At 68.3% G+C, this 18,373-nt stretch carries 16 protein-coding genes; 11 read left to right on the forward strand and 5 right to left on the reverse strand.

What is annotated here, in order from left to right; all coding sequences use genetic code 11:
* The first annotated feature begins 87 nt into the window (after positions 1 to 87).
* From mtrA to secA, 9 genes are all read left to right on the forward strand, one after another.
* Positions 88 to 795 (forward strand): MtrAB system response regulator MtrA, encoded by a 708-nt coding sequence (gene mtrA, locus AB0F44_RS09975; protein ID WP_091052660.1) that lies wholly within the window; start codon positions 88 to 90, stop codon positions 793 to 795.
* Complete coding sequence (gene mtrB, locus AB0F44_RS09980; protein WP_357354939.1) at positions 792 to 2,405, forward strand: MtrAB system histidine kinase MtrB; 1,614 nt, start codon at positions 792 to 794, stop codon at positions 2,403 to 2,405. Before mtrA ends, mtrB begins: the two co-directional genes overlap by 4 nt.
* Positions 2,402 to 4,120 (forward strand): LpqB family beta-propeller domain-containing protein, encoded by a 1,719-nt coding sequence (locus AB0F44_RS09985; RefSeq protein WP_357354941.1) that lies wholly within the window; start codon positions 2,402 to 2,404, stop codon positions 4,118 to 4,120. Before mtrB ends, AB0F44_RS09985 begins: the two co-directional genes overlap by 4 nt.
* 73 nt (positions 4,121 to 4,193) lie before the next feature.
* On the forward strand, positions 4,194 to 4,898 hold the full coding sequence (locus AB0F44_RS09990) for a ComF family protein (protein WP_357354943.1): 705 nt from the start codon (positions 4,194 to 4,196) through the stop codon (positions 4,896 to 4,898).
* Positions 4,899 to 5,289: 391 nt separating this feature from the next.
* Positions 5,290 to 5,931, forward strand: a complete 642-nt coding sequence (gene raiA / locus AB0F44_RS09995; protein ID WP_357354945.1) for a ribosome-associated translation inhibitor RaiA — start codon at positions 5,290 to 5,292, stop codon at positions 5,929 to 5,931.
* Positions 5,932 to 6,020: 89 nt separating this feature from the next.
* Positions 6,021 to 6,701 (forward strand): response regulator transcription factor, encoded by a 681-nt coding sequence (locus AB0F44_RS10000; RefSeq protein ID WP_045547972.1) that lies wholly within the window; start codon positions 6,021 to 6,023, stop codon positions 6,699 to 6,701.
* Between the two features lie 99 nt (positions 6,702 to 6,800).
* Positions 6,801 to 7,271, forward strand: coding sequence for a hemerythrin domain-containing protein (locus tag AB0F44_RS10005; RefSeq protein WP_357354947.1), 471 nt, complete (start codon positions 6,801 to 6,803; stop codon positions 7,269 to 7,271).
* A 51-nt stretch (positions 7,272 to 7,322) separates the two neighbouring features.
* On the forward strand, positions 7,323 to 8,537 hold the full coding sequence (locus tag AB0F44_RS10010; RefSeq protein WP_357354949.1) for a crosslink repair DNA glycosylase YcaQ family protein: 1,215 nt from the start codon (positions 7,323 to 7,325) through the stop codon (positions 8,535 to 8,537).
* A gap of 66 nt (positions 8,538 to 8,603) precedes the next feature.
* Positions 8,604 to 11,510, forward strand: coding sequence for a preprotein translocase subunit SecA (gene secA / locus AB0F44_RS10015; RefSeq protein WP_357354951.1), 2,907 nt, complete (start codon positions 8,604 to 8,606; stop codon positions 11,508 to 11,510).
* Between the two features lie 64 nt (positions 11,511 to 11,574).
* On the opposite strand, the gene AB0F44_RS10020 is transcribed toward secA, so the two are convergent.
* The 5 genes from AB0F44_RS10020 to AB0F44_RS10040 all read right to left on the reverse strand — a co-directional run bounded on the left by AB0F44_RS10020 (position 11,575) and on the right by AB0F44_RS10040 (position 15,603).
* Positions 11,575 to 12,117, reverse strand: a complete 543-nt coding sequence (locus AB0F44_RS10020; RefSeq protein ID WP_357354953.1) for an Rv3235 family protein — start codon at positions 12,115 to 12,117, stop codon at positions 11,575 to 11,577.
* Between the two features lie 111 nt (positions 12,118 to 12,228).
* Complete coding sequence (locus AB0F44_RS10025) at positions 12,229 to 12,558, reverse strand: sec-independent translocase (protein ID WP_355021999.1); 330 nt, start codon at positions 12,556 to 12,558, stop codon at positions 12,229 to 12,231.
* Positions 12,559 to 12,576: 18 nt separating this feature from the next.
* Entirely contained in the window at positions 12,577 to 13,722 is a 1,146-nt protein-coding gene (locus tag AB0F44_RS10030; RefSeq protein ID WP_357354955.1) for a P-loop NTPase, read from the reverse strand.
* A gap of 11 nt (positions 13,723 to 13,733) precedes the next feature.
* Positions 13,734 to 14,282 carry a DUF1003 domain-containing protein gene (locus tag AB0F44_RS10035; RefSeq protein WP_355230534.1) on the reverse strand — a complete coding sequence of 183 codons (549 nt, stop codon included), beginning with the start codon at positions 14,280 to 14,282 and terminating at the stop codon, positions 13,734 to 13,736.
* The gene (locus tag AB0F44_RS10040) at positions 14,275 to 15,603 is read right to left on the reverse strand and encodes a CBS domain-containing protein (protein ID WP_350659386.1); all 1,329 of its coding nucleotides are present in this window, start codon (positions 15,601 to 15,603) and stop codon (positions 14,275 to 14,277) included. The genes AB0F44_RS10035 and AB0F44_RS10040 overlap by 8 nt, the downstream gene beginning before the upstream one ends.
* 188 nt (positions 15,604 to 15,791) lie before the next feature.
* Here AB0F44_RS10040 and AB0F44_RS10045 point away from each other — a divergent pair, with 188 nt between their 5' ends.
* Together AB0F44_RS10045 and AB0F44_RS10050 are read left to right on the forward strand one after the other, a co-directional pair.
* Positions 15,792 to 17,189, forward strand: coding sequence for an endonuclease/exonuclease/phosphatase family protein (locus AB0F44_RS10045; protein WP_357354958.1), 1,398 nt, complete (start codon positions 15,792 to 15,794; stop codon positions 17,187 to 17,189).
* Between the two features lie 135 nt (positions 17,190 to 17,324).
* Positions 17,325 to 18,373 (forward strand): acyl-CoA dehydrogenase family protein (locus AB0F44_RS10050; RefSeq protein WP_357354960.1); only part of this gene is annotated, 1,049 nt, incomplete at its 3' end.

Here is an 18,373-nt window from a genome sequence, read left to right on the forward strand (position 1 = left end):
CATTACGTCGGGGCGGACGCGCCGACTCGCGCGTTGTGGGGTGGCTCATGTGACGCGTCGCACGCACTGGGTGACAGAATCGGACACATGGCCGATCGCAGCGCTCCCGACCAACCCGCCAAGGGAAAGGTCCTCGTCGTCGATGATGATGCCTCGCTGAGCGAGATGCTTGCGATCGTTCTGAGACAAGAGGGGTTCGACTCACAGCTCGTCGCCCGCGGTGACATGGCGCTGCCGGCGTTCCACGACTACAAGCCCGACGTGGTGCTGCTCGACCTGATGCTTCCCGGGATGGACGGCATCGAGGTGTGCAAGCAGATCCGCAAGGAGTCGGGTGTGCCGATCGTCATGCTCACGGCCAAGGGCGACACGGTCGACGTCGTGGTCGGGCTCGAGTCCGGGGCCGACGACTACGTGGTCAAGCCGTTCAAGCCCAAGGAGCTGATCGCGCGGATCCGGGCGCGGGTACGCCGGCATGGCGACGCCGTGCCGGAGGTGCTGGAGATCGGCGACCTCACCATCGACGTGGCCGGCCACCAGGTCACCCGTGGCGATGAGCAGATCCAGCTCACGCCGCTGGAGTTCGACCTGCTGGAGTGCCTGGCCCGCAAGCCCCATCAGGTCTTCTCCCGCGAGGTGCTGCTGGAGCAGGTGTGGGGCTACCGTCACGCCGCCGACACCCGGCTGGTCAACGTGCACGTCCAGCGGCTGCGCTCCAAGGTCGAGCACGACCCGGAGAACCCCGAGATCGTCGTCACCGTCCGTGGTGTCGGCTACAAGGCAGGGCCCGTGTGACGCTCCAGCAGGTCGTCCGTAGAACAGCCGGGACGCCCAAGAAGCTCCTGACCACCTGGCGTCGGTCGATCCAGACCCGCGTCGTGGTCTACACCGTGCTCCTCACTGCGGCCGCCGTCAGCCTGGTCGGGCTGATCCTGCTCGAGCAGATCGGCGACGAGCTGGTCCAGGACCGGGTCGCCGCGGCGAAGGCGGAGGCCTCCGAGGAGCTCTCCGCCGCCCGCGCGAACATCGCGGAGACCTCGGGCGCCAACGGTGGCACCCCGCTGCAGCGCAACGACCTGGGTGACCCGATCATCCAGCGCAGCGTCTCGCGCGGCTACGGCGTCGTCATGGCCGGTCCAGTGACCTCGACCTCCGGCCGGATCAGCGACGACGGCGTCGAGTGGACACCCGGTGTGGACGTACGCAGCGTCCCGCGCACCCTCGAGGACCGGTTCCAGACGATCCGCGCCGAGCCGGCCTGGACCTACACCCGGATCTCCTACGACGGCGAGCGATCCTCGACCCCCGGCATCGTGATCGGGTCGCAGCTGGAGCTGCACGACGACACGTACAACGTCTACTTCCTCTTTCCGATGGACCAGGAGCAGGAGACGCTCGGCGTCATCACGCGCGGGCTGCTGGCCGCCGGCGCGATCCTGATCCTGCTGATCGGCGCCGGCAGCTGGATGGTGACCCGCCACGTCGTCACGCCCATCCGGATCGCCCGCAGGACCGCCGAACGGCTCGCCGCCGGCCGCCTCGAGGAGCGGATGGTCGTCCACGGCGAGGACGACCTCACCGGCCTGGCGATCTCGTTCAACCAGATGGCCAGCGGGCTGCAGAACCAGATCCGGCAGCTCGAGCACCTCTCCCGCGTCCAGCGACGGTTCAGCTCCGACGTCTCCCACGAGCTCCGTACGCCGCTCACCACCGTCCGCATGGCCAGCGACGTCCTCTACGAGGCCAGGGACTCCTTCGACGCCCCCACCGCCCGGGCAGCCGAGCTGCTGCAGACCGAGCTGGACCGGTTCGAGACGCTTCTGAGCGACCTGCTCGAGATCAGTCGCTTCGATGCCGGGGCGGCCGTGCTCGACCTCTACGACACGGATCTGACCGCACTGGCCCACGCCGTCGTCGAGGCCTACACGCCGCTCGCCGACAAGCGCGACATCGAGCTGAAGGTCGTCGCTCCGGGCCATCCGTGCATCGCTCAGGTCGACCATCGCCGGGTCGAGCGGATCGTACGCAACCTGGTGGCCAACGCCACCGACCATGCCCTGGTGGGCCAGACCGTCACCATCCGGATCGACAGCGACGAGCACGCGGCCGCGCTGACCGTGCGCGACCACGGCGTCGGGCTGGCGCCGGGGGAGACCGCCCTGGTCTTCAACCGGTTCTGGCGTGCTGACCCCGCCCGCGACCGTTCCAGCGGCGGCACCGGCCTGGGCCTGTCGATCTCGCTCGAGGACGCCCATCTGCACGGCGGCTGGCTGCAGGCCTGGGGTCGCCCGGACCAGGGTGCGCAGTTCCGGCTCACGCTTCCGCGCTATGCCGGCGCGGCGCTGCGGCACAGCCCGCTCCCGCTCGTCCCGGCGGACGCCCGCGACTCCCTGGAGGCATCGTGAGACCCCTCTTCGCCGTCTTCCTGACCGCGCTCGCACTCATGGTCTCGGCGTGCTCGGGCGTACCCGACTCCGGCCCCGTCCAGAGCGTCGACCTGGCCGCGCCGGACGCGCAGGAGGAGGTCATCCCCTACAACCCCGGCGCCCCACGCGCAGGAGCGTCCCCGGGCGAGATCGTCGACGGGTTCCTCGATGCCATGAAGGCGACCCCGATGAGCACGGCCTACGCCCGCCGCTACCTCACCAAGGACGCGGCGATGAACTGGGCGCCGGCCGGCCGCACCCTGGTCTACGGCGAGCTCGGCAGCCACGTCGGCTCCTCACCGCGGGTCTCGGTGGAGCTCGAGGACGCCGGCTGGCTCGACGAACGGGGCGTATGGCGCGGCGGTCTGGCCGCCTCGCAGGCGATCCTCGACTTCGAGCTGACCCGCGCCGAGGGCGAGTGGCGGATCAGCTCTGCACCCAACGCCCTGGTCGTCGAGGAGGATTGGTTCCTGACCCACTTCGCCCGCAGCAACCTCTACTACGTCGAACCGACCGGGCACACCCTGGTGCCGGAGCCGATCTTCGCCCCCAAGGGCAACTCCTACGCCACCACCCTCGTCTCCAGCCTGCTGAGCGGGCCGGGGGAGGAGGTGCAGGGCGTGATCCGCAGCGCGCTCCCGGCCGCGGCGGACGAGCCCCGCTCGGTGGACGTACGCGACGGGGTGGCCGAGGTCGACCTCGCCGGTGACCTGGGTGACCACGACGCCGAGGAGCTCCAGCTCATGGGCGCCCAGCTGGCCTGGACCCTGCGGCAGGACGCCAGCGTCGAACGCATCCGGCTCACGATCGACGGCGAGCCGGTGGTGCTGCCGGGCTACGGGGAGACGTTCAACGTCGACAGCGGCGGCGGCTACGACCCCAACGGCAACACCGCCCGGGTCGATCTCTACGCCCTGCGTGGCGGAGCGCTGGTGACCAGCACCGGCGAGAACGGTGACCCCTGGGTGCCGGTGCTCGGCGGCTGGGCGAAGTCCCACGGCGTGACCGACGTCGCCGTCGACGCCGACGGCTCGACCGCCGCCGCGATCACCGCCGACCGCACCGGCGTCGTCGTCGGCCAGCTGACCAGCGACGGCGAGCTCAGCAGGGCGCCGGTGAAGGGCACCCGGCTGCTGCGGCCCTCCTGGGACCTCGCCGGACGACTGTGGCTGGTCGACAAGGACTCGACCGGCGCCCGGGTGATGTACGTCGACGGTGACCGCCGCGTCCGCGTCGCGGTGCCCGGGGTGACGGGGGAGAACGTGACCCGGTTCCTGGTCTCCCGCGACGGCACCCGGTTCGTGGCGGTGATCGACGGCGAGTCCTCGGACCGGATCGTGGTCAGCCGCCTGCAGGCCAGCTCGAAGGGCGAGATCACGACCGCGACCTCGGCCGTCCTGCTGCCGCACCCGGACTCCGCCACGATGCGGGTCACCGACATCGCCTGGACCTCGCCGACCACCATCGTCGCGGTCCAGCAGATCAGCTCGACCGCGCTCTTCCAGTCGGTCTCGCTCGACGGTGCCCCCAGCGGTGAGCGCTACACCCTCAGCGACCGGGTCACCGGCGTCGTCGGGTCTCCGGTCGCCTCGGCCCGCCTCTACGCGATCTCGGGCTGGACCCTCCTCGACCCCCTCGACAGGTTCGACCTGGGCCTGCCGTCCGACCTCTCCGACGTGACCTACCAGGGCTGAGTCTCCACAGCCTTATCCACAGGTACGCAGCCCCTGGTTGCCCCGTCGCGCGCACCCTGGTCGACTCGGGCACATGCACCTTGCCGACGCCTGGCACGACCTCGTCGTTGGCGGCCGCTGCGTCGGCTGCCGGCGGCCCGGCAGGCTGCTCTGCCACGACTGCCGCGCCGCCCTCCCAGACATGGCCCGGCCGAGCCCGCCGTCCCCGGCGCCGCCGGGCATCGCCCCGGTCTTCGCAGCAGGGCCCTACGACGGCACCCTCAAGCAGCTCGTCATCGGTCTGAAGGAGAACCAGCTCCTCGGCCTCCGCAGGCCGCTGGCCGGCCTGCTCGCGCTCTCCGTCCTCGAGGCGATGGCGACGACCGGCGCCGGCCCGACGATCCTCGTCCCGGTCCCGTCACGCCCGGCCTCCGTGCGCGAGCGCGGCCTAGACAGCACCGCGGCGATCACGCGCAGGGCGGCCGCGATGCTGAGGCAGCACGGGCTCGGCGTACGTCATCACCAGCTGCTCCGCACCAGGTCCGGCGTCGCGGACCAGGCCGGCCTCGACTCCCGGCAGCGGCAGGCCAACCTGGACGGCTCGATCACCTGTCCCGCGTCCGGCATCCGGACACTCGCCAAGAAGATCCCACGGGCGACGCTCATCGTCTGCGACGACGTGATCACCACCGGCGCGACCGCGCGGGAGGCTCAACGTGCGCTGGAATCGGTCGGACTCGGCGTGAAAGCGATTGCGACCGTAGCGGCCACCCAGCGTCGGTCTCGCGTTCAAATGTAGGAAACCGTCATGTAATTCTGTTGAAGGGCTTTCGTGGGGCAGATCGGCGAACTACCGTCACTACATGGAGTCCGCCTGGGTCCGTGGTTGCGTCGCAGAGAGGTCCGCATTGCGGGCATCCGAGCGGCAAGCCGATGCCAGTCGCAGGCGAAACGGTCCACGTAACCCTGGAGACAGGGGATCACGGTGCGGCTTAGAGATAAGTCCTGCCCTTGCCCTCCCGTCAGATGCGGGAACCAGCAAGGAGAAGGTGGAGTGGCACCAAGCTGCTAAGCCTCTGCAGGCGATTGTGGGGTCGAAGACCAGGTCGGCCGGGCGGACTCCGTACCCCGGAGGTCACATGCGCTGACCATCCGGGAATCCGCCAACCCCGAAACACCGGGAGGTACCGATGGAAGTTGTCGTCACGGCTCGCAACGCCGAGGTCTCAGACCGCTATCGCGCTCACGTAGCAGAGAAGCTCGCGAAGCTCGAGAAGCACGACCACCGCATCATCAGGATCAACGTGGAGGTCGACAACGAGCCCAACCCGCGCCAGCACAAGGGCGCCGTGCACGTCGAGCTCACCGCATACTCGAAGGGTCCGGTCATCCGGGCCGAGGCGTGTGCCGAGGACAAGATGGGGGCGCTGGACCTGGCTGTCGACAAGATGGCTTCCCAGATGCGCCGGGCCGCCGACCGCCGCAGAGTCCACCGTGGCCGTCGTACGCCGGTATCCGTCGGGCAGGCACTCGCGGGCATCGAGCCCGACGGCCTGGCCTCGACGTCCGAGTCCGAGACGTTCGAGGAGGACACCGTGCGTGAGCACCAGGTCGGTCCGATCACGGTGACGGGGGAGGGGCCCTTGGTGGTCAGGGAGAAGACGCACACCGCGGAGCCGATGACGCTCGACCAGGCCCTCTACGAGATGGAGCTGGTCGGACACGACTTCTACCTCTACATCGACAAGGACTCGATGAGGCCGGCGGTCGTCTACCGCCGGAGGGGATACGACTACGGGGTGATCGCGCTCAACCGCGCAGACCTCGTCTGAAGCACGTTGGCCGGGACTTTTCCATCCCTCAGATGGATGAGTCCCGGCCATTCTCTTTGTCATCATCAGTTACGTGCCATGATGCATTCGTGTCATCTACATCTGGTGCCGATCGTGAGCCGGTCCGCGTCTTGGTTGTCGACGACCAGGAGCTCTTCCGAAGGGGCCTGGTCGCGCTGCTGGCGAGCGAACCCGGCATCGAGGTCATCGGTGAGGCGACCAACGGCATCGAGGGCACCGAGCGTGCCGCGGCTTCCGCTCCGGACGTCGTGCTGCTCGACGTACGCATGCCGAAGCAGACCGGCCTGGAGGCCTGCGTCGCGATCAAGGAGGCCGTCCCCTCGGCCAACATCATCATGCTGACCGTCTCCGACGAGGAGGCCGACCTCTACGACGCGGTCAAGGCCGGCGCGATGGGCTACCTCCTCAAGGACTCCTCGATCGACCAGGTCGCCCAGGCGATCCGGGTGGTCGCCGACGGCCAGTCCCTGATCAGCCCTTCCATGGCGGTCAAGCTGATGGAGGAGTTCAAGCAGATGTCGCGGCCGGACCGCTCCCCGGTCCCCGGCCCCAAGCTCACCGACCGCGAGCTCGAGGTCCTAGGCCTGGTCGCCAAGGGTCTCAACAACCGCGAGATCGCCAAGCGGCTGTTCATCTCGGAGAACACGGTCAAGAACCACGTACGCAACATCCTGGAGAAGCTCCAGGCCCACTCGCGCATGGAGGCGGTCATGTACGCCGTGCGCCAGAAGCTCCTCAACGTCGACTAGGCTGACGCCAGCGTCGCGTGCCGGTGGCAGACCGTGTCAGGCATGGAGGCGCCGGATTCGAAGGAGCACGACTGATGTTGTCGTCCCCTTCGCCCTCACGTGACTGAGGGCGAGAAGACCAGGCTGATCGCCTGGAGCAACGAGATGCGCGACGTGCACGAGCGCTTGCGCAAGGCTCTGCGGGTGACGCAGGAGGCCATCGCCGCGGGAGATCCCGCTGAGCCCGCGGCTCGCGACCTGCTGCTGTTCTGCCACGGGTTCTGCGCGGCCCTGACCGGCCATCACGAGGGTGAGGACCGGGAGCTCTTCCCGGCGATCGCCCGGTCACACCCGGAGCTGCGCGAGACCATCCGGTACCTGGAGCAGGACCACTCCATGATCGGCCACCTCCTCGGCGGCCTCCAGGCCGCCGTCGATCAGGCCGCCACCCCCGAGGAGCTCGGCAAGCACCTCGAGGGCATCGCCGCGATCATGGAGTCCCACTTCCGCTTCGAGGAGCGCAAGCTGCTGAGCGTGCTGGAGACGTTGGAACTCGAAATCGACCCAGCCAGGGTCTTCGGTCCGCTCTGACGAGCCGGTTCCGGACGAGGGTTGTCCGGAACCGGCTCTAGAGTCGGACTTGTGCAGTCCCGCTCTCAGACACTCAGCCGCTCCCAGGCCCGCCGGATCGCGCTGGCCGCGCAGGGGTTCGCCGACAAGCCCCACACGACGCCGACGATGCGTACGTTCCAGCGGACGCTGGAGCGCACCGGAGTCCTCCAGATCGACTCGGTCAACGTCCTGCAGCGCGCGCACTACATGCCGCTCTACAGCCGGATGGGGGCGTACGACACGGGGCTTCTGCACCGCGCCAGCAAGGGGCTCAAGGACCGCAGGATGGTCGAGTACTGGGCCCACGTGCAGGCGTTCATGCCGGTCGAGCTGTGGCCGCACATGCAGTGGCGGATGGACCACTACCGGGCCCAGAAGGGCTCGAAGTGGTGGGGGAGCGTGCCGGACGGGATGAAGGAGAAGGTGCTGGCGCTGGTCGCCGAGCAGGGCGCGCTCACCGCGCGCGAGGCGGCCAAGGTGCTCGAGGACGCCGGCCCGCAGACCAAGGACCACTGGGGCTGGAACTGGTCCGACTCCCGCAAGACCCTCGACATCCTCTACATGTTCGGCGAGCTGGCGATCTCGCACCGCAACGACCAGTTCGAGGTCGCCTACGACCTGCCCGAGCGCGTCATCCCGCGGATCCACCTCGACGCGCCGACGCCGTCGAAGGAGGAGGCCCACCTCGAGCTCGTACGCCGCGCCGCGCGGTCCCACGGGGTCGGCACCGCCAAGGACATCGCCGACTACTTCCGGATGCGCGTGGACGACACGACACGCGCGCTGAACCAGCTCATCGACGCCGGCGAGGTGGAGCCGGTGACGGTCGAGGGCATCCGCAAGCAGGCGTACCTCTTCTCCGGGTCCCGCCTCCCGAGGCGCGTCGAGGCCCGTGCGCTGCTGAGCCCGTTCGACCCGCTGGTCTGGGAGCGGGAGCGCACCGAGGCGCTCTTCGACTTCTTCTACCGGATCGAGATCTACACGCCGGCGCCCAAGCGGATCCACGGCTACTACGTGCTGCCGTTCCTCCTCGGCGAGCACATCGTCGGCCGCGTCGACCTGAAGGCCGACCGCAAGAGCGGAACGCTCCAGGTCAAGGGCGCGTACGCGGAAGAGGGCGCGCCCGTGGAGACGGCCATCGAGCTGGCCGCCGAGCTCGAGCGGCTCGCCGGCTGGCTGGGCCTGAGTGCCATCGAGGTCGATCCCAAGGGCGACCTGGCACCCCTGCTTGCGCCGTTGGTGTGAGTGGGCGACCGGGAGGTGGGTAGAGTGAGCGTGCTATCTGTCTGCCGCTAGTAGGAGCCCGCCACCGTGGCAATTCTCGACAAGATCCTTCGCCTCGGCGAAGGCAAGATCCTTCGCGAGCTCGAGGCCATCTCGAAGGCCGTCAACGCGATCGAGGACGAGTTCGTCGCGATGAGCGATGACGAGCTGCGCGGGATGACCGACGAGTTCAAGCAACGCCTGGAGAACGGCGAGGATCTCGACGACATCATGGCCGAGGCTTTCGCCACGGTTCGCGAGGTCACCAAGCGCGTCCTTGGCCAGCGTCACTACGACGTGCAGATCCAGGGCGGTGCGGCGCTCCACCTCGGCAACATCGCCGAGATGAAGACCGGTGAGGGCAAGACCCAGACCGCGGTGCTCCCGGCCTACCTCAACGCGCTGGCCGGCAAGGGTGTCCACGTCGTCACGGTCAACGACTACCTGGCCAAGTTCCAGGCCGAGATGATGGGCCGCATCTACGGTTTCCTCGGCCTCACCGTCGGCGTGATCCTGCCGCAGATGACCCCGGCGCAGCGCCGCGAGGCCTACAACTGCGACATCACCTACGGCACCAACAACGAGCTCGGCTTCGACTACCTGCGCGACAACATGGCCTCCTCCATGGCCGACCTGGTTCAGCGCAGCCACTTCTTCGCGATCGTCGACGAGGTCGACTCGATCCTCATCGACGAGGCCCGCACCCCGCTCATTATCTCGGGTCCGACCGAGGACGACGTGAAGTGGTACGACGAGTTCGCCACGATCGCCAAGACCCTGACCAGGGACGTCGACTACGAGGTCGACGAGAAGAAGCGCACCATCGCCGTTCTCGAGCGGGGCATCACCCGGGTCGAGGACCACCTCGGCATCGAGAACCTCTACGAGGCGGTCAACACCCCGCTGATCTCGTTCATGAACAACTCGATCAAGGCCAAGGAGCTCTTCCGCCGCGACAAGGAGTACGTCGTCGCCAACGACGAGGTCCTGATCGTCGACGAGCACACCGGCCGCATGCTCGCGGGTCGCCGCTACAACGACGGTCTGCACCAGGCGATCGAGGCCAAGGAGGGTGTGAAGGTCCGCGAGGAGTACCAGACCCTCGCGAGCATCACCCTGCAGAACTACTTCCGCCTCTACGAGAAGCTCTCCGGCATGACCGGTACGGCCATGACCGAGGAGTCGGAGTTCGACAAGATCTACAAGCTCGGTGTGGTCCCGATCCCGACCAACAAGCCGATGATCCGCAAGGACCAGCCGGACCTCGTCTACCGCACCGAGGAGGCGAAGTACGAGGCCGTCGCCGACGACCTCGTCGAGCGCCACAAGAAGGGCCAGCCGGTGCTGGTCGGCACCGTCTCGGTGGAGAAGTCCGAATACCTCGGCAACATCCTCAAGAAGCGCGGCGTCCCGCACACGGTCCTCAACGCGAAGTACCACGCCGACGAGGCCAAGATCGTCGCGCTGGCCGGCCACAAGGGCGCGGTCACGGTCGCCACCAACATGGCCGGCCGAGGCACCGACATCATGCTCGGTGGATCCGTCGACTTCCTGGCCGACCAGGAGCTCCGCAAGCAGGGCCTGGAGCCCACCGGCGAGACCGCCGATGCGTACGAGCAGGCCTGGGCGCCGACCGTCGAGCGGATCAAGGAGCAGGTCGCCGCGGAGCACGAGGAGGTCACCGAGCTGGGTGGTCTCTACGTCCTCGGCACCGAGCGCCACGAGTCCCGCCGCATCGATAACCAGCTGCGTGGTCGTTCCGGCCGTCAGGGTGACCCGGGCGAGTCCCGCTTCTACCTGTCCCTGGAGGACGACCTGATGCGCCTGTTCAAGGGCGAGTGGGTCGACCGCATCCTGACCACGCTGAAGATCCCCGACGACGTGCCGATCGAGGCCAAGTCGGTGACCAAGTCGATCGCCAACGCGCAGACCCAGGTCGAGGGCCAGAACTTCGAGTCCCGCAAGAACGTCCTCAAGTACGACGACGTGATGGACCGCCAGCGCAAGGTGATCTACGCCGAGCGCCGCGAGGTGCTCGAGGGTGCCGACCTCGAGGACCAGATCCGCACCTTCATCGACGACGTCGTCACCGGCGTCGTGACCGGAGCGACCCAGGACTACGCCGAGGAGTGGGACCTCGACCAGCTGTGGACCGACCTCAAGCAGATGTGGCCGGTCTCGGTCGAGCCCGAGAAGCTGATCGCGGACGCCGGTGGCAGCAAGGACGACCTCGACCGCAACGAGCTGATCGAGATCCTCAAGAAGGACGCCCAGGAGGCGTACGACCGCCGCGAGGAGGAGATCGGCTCCGAGGGCATGCGCGAGGTCGAGCGCCAGGTCGTCCTCTCCGTGCTGGACCGCAAGTGGCGCGAGCACCTCTACGAGATGGACTACCTGCGCGAGGGCATCGGGCTGCGGGCCTACTCGCAGCGTGACCCGCTGGTGGAATACCAGCGCGAGGGCTACGACATGTTCACCGCGATGATGGACGGCATCAAGGAGGCCGCGGTCGGCTACCTGTTCAACCTGGAGGTCCAGGTCGAGCAGACTGAGCCGGAGTTCCACTACCACCCCGACGGCACCCGTCACGCCGGTCCGATGCACGAGGGCGCGCTCGCCGAGCCGCCCGTCGGTATCGGTCAGGCCGGCGGTCTCCAGGACATCTCCGAGGCCCTGAAGGCACAGCCGGCCGCCGCTCCCGTGAGCAGCCCCGGCGCGCCCCAGATCCACGCCAAGGGCCTGCAGAAGCCTGCCACGCCCAAGCACCTGGCCTTCTCCGGCCCGGACGAGCAGGGTCAGGCCGAGGCGCAGGGCAACACCGTCAGCAACGCCGACGACCCCTACGCCAAGGTCGGCCGCAACGAGCAGTGCCCGTGCGGCTCCGGCAAGAAGTTCAAGCAGTGCCACGGCCGCCCCGGCGGCCCGACCGGCCTCACCACCCGCGTCAACGGCTGAGGACCGCTCAGCGTCCAACCCGTGGAGCGCTATACGTACCTGGTACGTATAGCGCTCCACGCGGTTATGTGTACGGCCCGAAGTTGAGGACCGTGCAGATCCAGTTCTCGCCGCTCTGCTCGAAGCGGAGGGCCATCGCTCGGTAGCCGTGGCCGTACTTGATCGTGGCGGTGGCCTCGACGATGGTGTCGGTGACGACGTGAAGGTGCCATCGATAGACGCGCGGGCGGACCGGCTGGTGGCGGCCCAGGCCGGGCTCGTACGCCCCGCTACGGGCTGTCAGGGCGGCGCGGTAGCGCAGGTCGGCGACGACCTCCTTGGTCGTCCAGCGGACCAGCTGGCTGGCCGGCCGGTCCCCGCCGACGACCTCGGCGATCTTCTGTGCGAACTGTGGGATCCACGCGTTCAGATGGCCGCGGGCGGGGACGATAGGAATCGGCTCGGCCAGCAGTGCGTCATCCTGCCCTCTCCGGTCCGGCTGCGGTGGATCCAGGCGTGGCTGTAGGTCGAAGGCGAGCGTGCCCTGGACATCGGCCAGAGGCACCTCGGCAGGGCGTTGCGGATCCGGCTCCGCAGGATCAGGGTCCCGAGATGGTAGAGCGCTCATGGGCGCAAACTCCTTTCTACGCAGGCAACCTTCTCTTACCCGTTATTCGTGGTTCTAAACCAGCGAGTAACAGAAGGTTCTCCTGTGACGAAGGAGACTGGAGGGACCGGCTTACGTGGCCTGGTCGTCGTACGGCGGCTTCTCGCCGGCCAGAAGAGGCCTGGGCGCCTTGGCGCGAGCCTCTTCCTCTTCGATGTCGGCGAGGGCTTCCTGGATCTGCCTGCTGACGATGCGACGCGGGTCGAGGTCGCGCAGCTCGAGGTCCTGGTAGGCGGGCCCGAGCTCTCCGCGCAAATCGTCTCGCGCGTTGTTGGCCAGGTTGCGCACCTGGTGGAGGAGGCGGGCGATCTGCCGTGCCATGTCGGGGATCTTGTCCGGGCCGAAGACCAGGATGGCGATCACGACGATGACGGCAAGCTCCGCGAAGCCGATGCCGAACACGGAGGTGAACCTACAGGCTCAGAGCTTGGAGGTGGGAGTGAGGCCCAGTTGCATGCCCGCGAGCCCACGGCCGCGGCCCGAGATCGTACGTGCCACGTCGGCCAGGACCTTGGCCGACTCGGCCGTCGGGTCGGACTCGACGATCGGCTTTCCGGCGTCGCCGGCCTCGCGAAGGGTCTGCTCCAGCGGGATCTGGCCGAGCAGCGGCACCTTCGAGCCGAAGCGCTGGGAGAGGGTGTCGGCGACCCGCTGGCCACCGCCGGAGCCGAAGACCTCCATCTTGGAGCCGTCGGGCAGCACGAGCCAGGACATGTTCTCCACGACGCCGACGACGCGCTGGTGCATCATCTCGGCCATGGTGCCGGCCCGCTCGGCCACCTCGGCGGCGGCCTCCTGCGGGGTGGTGACCACGACGATCTCGGCGTTGGGCAGGTGCTGGCCCAACGAGATCGCCACGTCGCCGGTGCCCGGGGGCAGGTCGAGCAGCAGCGCGTCGAGGTCGCCCCAGTAGACGTCGGAGAGCATCTGGACCAGGGCCCGGTCGAGCATGGGTCCACGCCAGGCGACGACCTGGTCGCGGCGCGGCTTGAGCATCCCGATCGAGATCACCGAGACGCCGGAGGCGGTCGGGACCGGCATGATCAGGTCGTCGACCTGGGTCGGCCGGGAGTCGGCCACGCCCAGCATCGCGGGCACGGAGTGGCCGTAGATGTCGGCGTCGACGATGCCGACCTTGAGGCCCTGGCCGGCGAGCGCGACGGCCAGGTTGACCGTGACCGACGACTTGCCGACACCGCCCTTGCCCGACGCGATCGCGAAGACCTTGGTCAGCGAGCCCGGCTGGGCAAAGGGGATCTCCCGCTGCGCCTGGCCGCCGGTGAGCCCGTTGCGCATCTCGGTGCGCTGCTCGTTGGTCATCACACCCAGCTCGAGGTCGACGCCAGTGACGCCGTCGACCTTCTCGAGCGCCGCGGTGGTGTCGCGGTTGATGGTGTCCTTGAGCGGGCAGCCGGCGACGGTCAGCAGCACCTTGACGCTGACGAGACCTGCGTCGTCGATCGACACGGAGTCGACCATCCCCAGCTCGGTGATGGGACGTTTGATCTCCGGGTCCTGAACGGTCGCCAGGGCTGCGTTGACACGGTCGAGAAGCGGGCTACTCACGGTATGCAAGCCTACGTCGTGCGTGGGGAGTCTCCAGCATCGCCCGAGGGCTGGTCGATCGGACCGCGGTGACGATCGCGCTCGTCGAGCTCCTCGAGGAGCAGCCGCAGCTCGGAGCGGAGGTAGTCGCGGGTGGCGACCTCGCCGAGGGCCATCCGCAGCGACGCGGTCTCGCGGGCGAGGAACTCCATGTCGGCCTTGGACTGAGAGGCGATGCGGCGGTCCTGCTCCGCGATGGCCCGGTCGCGGTCCTCCTGGCGGTTCTGCGCGAGCAGGATCAGCGGCGCGGCGTACGAGGCCTGGAGGCTCAGGGCCAGGGTCAGGAAGATGAACGGGAACTCGTCGAAGCGCCACTCGTTGGGAACGAGGAGGTTCCAGGCGACCCAGATGACCACGACCATCGTCATCCAGGCGATGAACCGGGCGGTGCCCATGTAGCGGGCGAAGGCCTCGGCGAAGGAGCCGAAGGCATCCGCGCGGAAGGTGGGTCGCCGGACCAGCGGTCGGCGCAGCTCGCGCGGGGTGTCGAGGCGGCCGCGGGCGGCGCGGGTGTCAGCCACGTCGCACCATCTCCGGCGTGATCACCTTGTTGGGGCGGGTGTCTGGGCGGGTGTCGGGACGGGGCTCGGTCGCCGACTCCTGGCGGGCGAGGTTCTCGCGCCAGTTCTCCGGGAGCAGATGGTCGAGCAGGTCGTCGACGGTGACGGCGCCGGCCAGATGGCCGTTCTCGTCGACGACGGGGGCCGCGACAAGGTTGTACGTCGCCAGGTGGGCCGCGACCTGCTCGGTGCTGTCCTCGGGGCGCAGCGGCTCCAGGGAGTCATCGAGCGCACCGGCGACCAGTGTGGACGGTGGCTCGCGCAGCAGCCGCTGGATGTGGGCGATGCCGAGGAACTTGCCCGTCGGCGTCTCCAGCGGGGGACGGCAGACGTAGACCAGGGCCGCCTGGGCCGGGGTGAGGTCGGGGTTGCGTACGAGGGCGAGCGCGTCGGCGATGGTCGCGTCGGGACCGACGATGACGGGCTCGGGGGTCATCATCGAGCCGGCGGTGTCCTCCTCGTAGGACATCAGCCGGAGTACGTCCTTGGCGTCCTCGGGCTGCATCAGATCGAGCAGCAGGGTGGCGGTCTCCTCGGGCAGCTCGGCGATGAGGTCGGCGGCGTCGTCGGGCGACATCTCCTCGAGCACGTCGGCGGCACGCTCGGAGTCCAGGGCCCGCACGATGGCGACCTGGTCGTCCTCGGGCAGCTCCTCGAGTACCTCGGCCAGGCGCTCGTCGTCGAGGGCGGCGACGACCTGCCGCTGCCGCTCGGGCGGGAGCTCGTGGATCATCGTCGCGGCATCGGCCGGACGCATGTCGTGGATCGCCTGGACCAGGTGGGTCGCGGCCTGGGTGGGGGAGCGGCTGGCCAGGCCCTCGGTGTCGCTCCACTCGACCACGTGGGTCTGGCCACGGCGGCGCAGCGCCTTGGAAGGCTCCTGGACCGCGACCCGGGAGAGCAGCCAGTCGCGGTTGCGGGCCTGCTCCATGCCGACGTCGTAGACGGTCCCGACGACGCCGGTGGGACGGATGGTGACCTGACGGTCGAACATCTGGCCGATCACCAGGGTCTCGGTCGAACGCTGCTGGAAGCGGCGCATGTTGAGCAGGCCGGTGGTGTAGATCTGACCGGAGTCGATGCTGGTCACCCGGGTCATCGGCACGAAGATGCGCCGGCGCCCGAAGACCTCCACGACAAGCCCCAGCACGCGCGGCTGCCGGGCGTCGGATCTGACCGTGACCACGAGATCTCGCACCTTGCCGACCTGCTCACCGAGCGGGTCGAAGATCGGAAGGCCGACCAGGCGTGCCGCGTATACGCGGTTGGGCGAGGTGCTCACGGCCCAACGTTATGACATCGGCCCCAGTGGGTCGCTTCGACGCTCACGCGGTGGCACGGACCGCGAATTCCATGATCTATCCGAATCGCATCGGAACGGGGTCGGGGATCTGCCTGAGGCTTGTGTTACAAAAGTTCTCAATGTGACCAGTGTGACCGGTCGCGAAGCAGCGAGAGGGGCCCGGACGAATGCGTACACGACCTCAGGTTCCGTCTCGCGGGGGCCGGGTGGCCAAGGCCCTGCTCTCCGCTGGGCTCGTCATCGGCCTCTTCGGCGGGGCTCTCGTCGCCGTGCGCGACTCGTCAGCTCCGGCCGCGACAGACCTGGAGACCGTCGCCTACTCGCCACCGCGCTACCGGATGGTGCAGGCCAACATCAAAGCCAGCATGGGCACGGCGAGGTTCAAGAAGGACGTACGCGAGGTCGTCGACACCGCGCCCGACTTCATCACCTACAACGAGGTGAACGGCCGCCGGACGGCGGACCTCGAGCCAGGGCGCTATCGCGTGTGGCGCAAGGGCGGCGACTCGTACAAGTCGGCGACAGCGGTGGCCTGGGACAACGACGAGTGGGCAGCAACCTCGAAGGGCATCCACCAGATCAGCAACAAGCGCGGCAAGCCGGCGGACCAGCGGCTGCACTGGGGGATCAGGTACGCCAACTGGGTCTCCCTCGAGAACCGGGCGACCGGCCGGAACATCTCGGTGGTCGCGGTGCACTTCGCGCCCAAGTCCAAGTACTACGGCGACTTGGTCCGCCCCTCCGCCCGCGCGCTGAACGTGCTCGTCAAGGCGCTGGCCCGACGCGGGCCGGTGATGGTCGGCGGCGACCTGAATGTGCAGTACGAGGGCTCTCGCTACCCGAGCGACATCTTCGCCGCGCAGCACCTGACCCCGAGCTACGACGTCACCCAGCAGACGCCGGTCACGCACGGCCGCGCCTCGACCATCGACTACGTGCTGGCTCGCGGGATCGCGCGGTTCGCCACCGGCAACCAGCGCGCCTTCGGGCTCGAGTCCGACCATCACGCGGTCCGGGTCGACTTCTCTCCGCTTCCGGTCACTTCGACCGATGGATCTGCCCGGGCCCGGTTCGGGCCGGGTGTGGTGGTCACCGACCCGGGACTCGACGCCACCGACGAGCAGAGCGTGCTGCGTACGGTCCTGAAGTCGATCAACAGCACCAAACGGGGTCAGGTCGTCCACCTGGCCACCCGTGCACTGACCAACGCCAAGGTGCTCCGGGCGCTGAAGCGGGCCAAGGCGCGCGGTGCGCGGGTCCAGGTCGTCACCGCGGAGCGGACCACGACCGCCGAGATGCGCTCGCTGCAGCGCGTCCTCGGCAAGGACGTGGACAAGGCGAGCTGGGCCGTGCGGCGCCCGAGCGGCTACGACCGCTCCGGCCTGCGGGCGACCGTGCTGCTGATCAGCAGGACCGGTGCCACCCCGGCGTTCGCCTTCAGCTCCAGCACCCAGATGTCCACCTCGGCCGGCACCGGGAAGCGATCGGGCTACGTGAGCGTCACCAAGGCCTCGTACGACAAGCTCTTCAAGCCGTTCTTCTCGGCAGTCGGACGGCGGGTTTGAGGGACGTAGGATCGCGGTGTGGCGGGTGTCACCTGTCATTGATGGTTACTGATTGGTAACCTGCCGCGGTGACGTCAGCGTGGTCTCGACGGGTCGAAACGTTGTGGCCCCGACCACCGAGATTAGGAGTAGAGCATGGGTCGCCTTGCCGAGACCGAAGGTCTCACCGATATTCAGGAAGAGATCCTGAAGACCGTCCGTCAGTTCGTGGACGAGAAGGTCATTCCGGTGGCCCAGGAGCTGGAGCATGCCGATGAGTATCCGACCGAGATCGTGGAGGGTCTCAAGGAGTTGGGCATCTTCGGTCTGATGATCCCGGAGGAGTACGGCGGGCTGGGTGAGTCGCTGCTGACCTACGCGCTGTGCGTCGAGGAGATCGCCCGCGGCTGGATGAGCGTGTCGGGTGTGATCAACACCCACTTCATCGTGGCCTACATGCTGATGCAGCACGGCACCGAGGAGCAGAAGCAGAAGTACCTGCCCAAGATGGCCACCGGCGAGGTCCGTGGCGCGTTCTCGATGTCCGAGCCGGGTCTGGGCTCGGATGTGTCCGCGGTGTCGACGAAGGCGACCAAGCAGGCTGACGGCTCGTATGAGATCACCGGCCAGAAGATGTGGCTGACCAACGGTGGCTCCTCGACCCTGGTGGCGGTGCTGACCAAGACCGATGAGGGCGCCGAGAGCGTCTACAAGAACATGACCACCTTCTTGGTGGAGAAGACCCCGGGCTTCGGCGAGACCGCCCAGGGCGTGACCGTGCCCGGCAAGATCGACAAGATGGGCTACAAGGGCATCGACACGACCGAGATGATCTTCGAGGGTCACAAGATCTCGGCCGACCAGATCCTCGGGGGCACCCCGGGCAAGGGCTTCTTCCAGATGATGGACGGCGTCGAGGTCGGCCGCGTCAACGTCGCCGCCCGCGCCTGCGGCCTGGCGATCCGGGGCTTCGAGCTCGGTATCGCCTACGCCCAGCAGCGCCAGACCTTCGGCAAGAAGATCGCCGAGCACCAGGCCATCCTGTTCCGCCTTGCGGAGATGGGCACCAAGGTCGAGGTCTCCCACAACATGATGGTCCGCGCCGCGCGCCTGAAGGACACCGGCAAGCGGATGGACGTCGAGGCCGGCATGGCCAAGATGGTCGCCTCCGAGTACGCCAACGAGGTCGTGGAGGACTCCTTCCG

The sequence above is a fragment of the Nocardioides sp. NPDC023903 genome, assembly GCF_040639295.1.
GTDB lineage: Bacteria > Actinomycetota > Actinomycetes > Propionibacteriales > Nocardioidaceae > Nocardioides.

What these genes read in the sequence shown, in the direction of transcription:
- mtrA (WP_091052660.1), top strand. Translation starts at nt 88, where the DNA reads ATGGCCGATCGCAGCGCTCCCGACCAACCCGCCAAGGGAAAGGTCCTC.
- AB0F44_RS09990 (WP_357354943.1), top strand. Translation starts at nt 4,194, where the DNA reads ATGCACCTTGCCGACGCCTGGCACGACCTCGTCGTTGGCGGCCGCTGC.
- raiA (WP_357354945.1), top strand. Translation starts at nt 5,290, where the DNA reads ATGGAAGTTGTCGTCACGGCTCGCAACGCCGAGGTCTCAGACCGCTAT.
- AB0F44_RS10020 (WP_357354953.1), bottom strand. Translation starts at nt 12,117, where the DNA reads ATGAGCGCTCTACCATCTCGGGACCCTGATCCTGCGGAGCCGGATCCG.
- AB0F44_RS10045 (WP_357354958.1), top strand. Translation starts at nt 15,792, where the DNA reads ATGCGTACACGACCTCAGGTTCCGTCTCGCGGGGGCCGGGTGGCCAAG.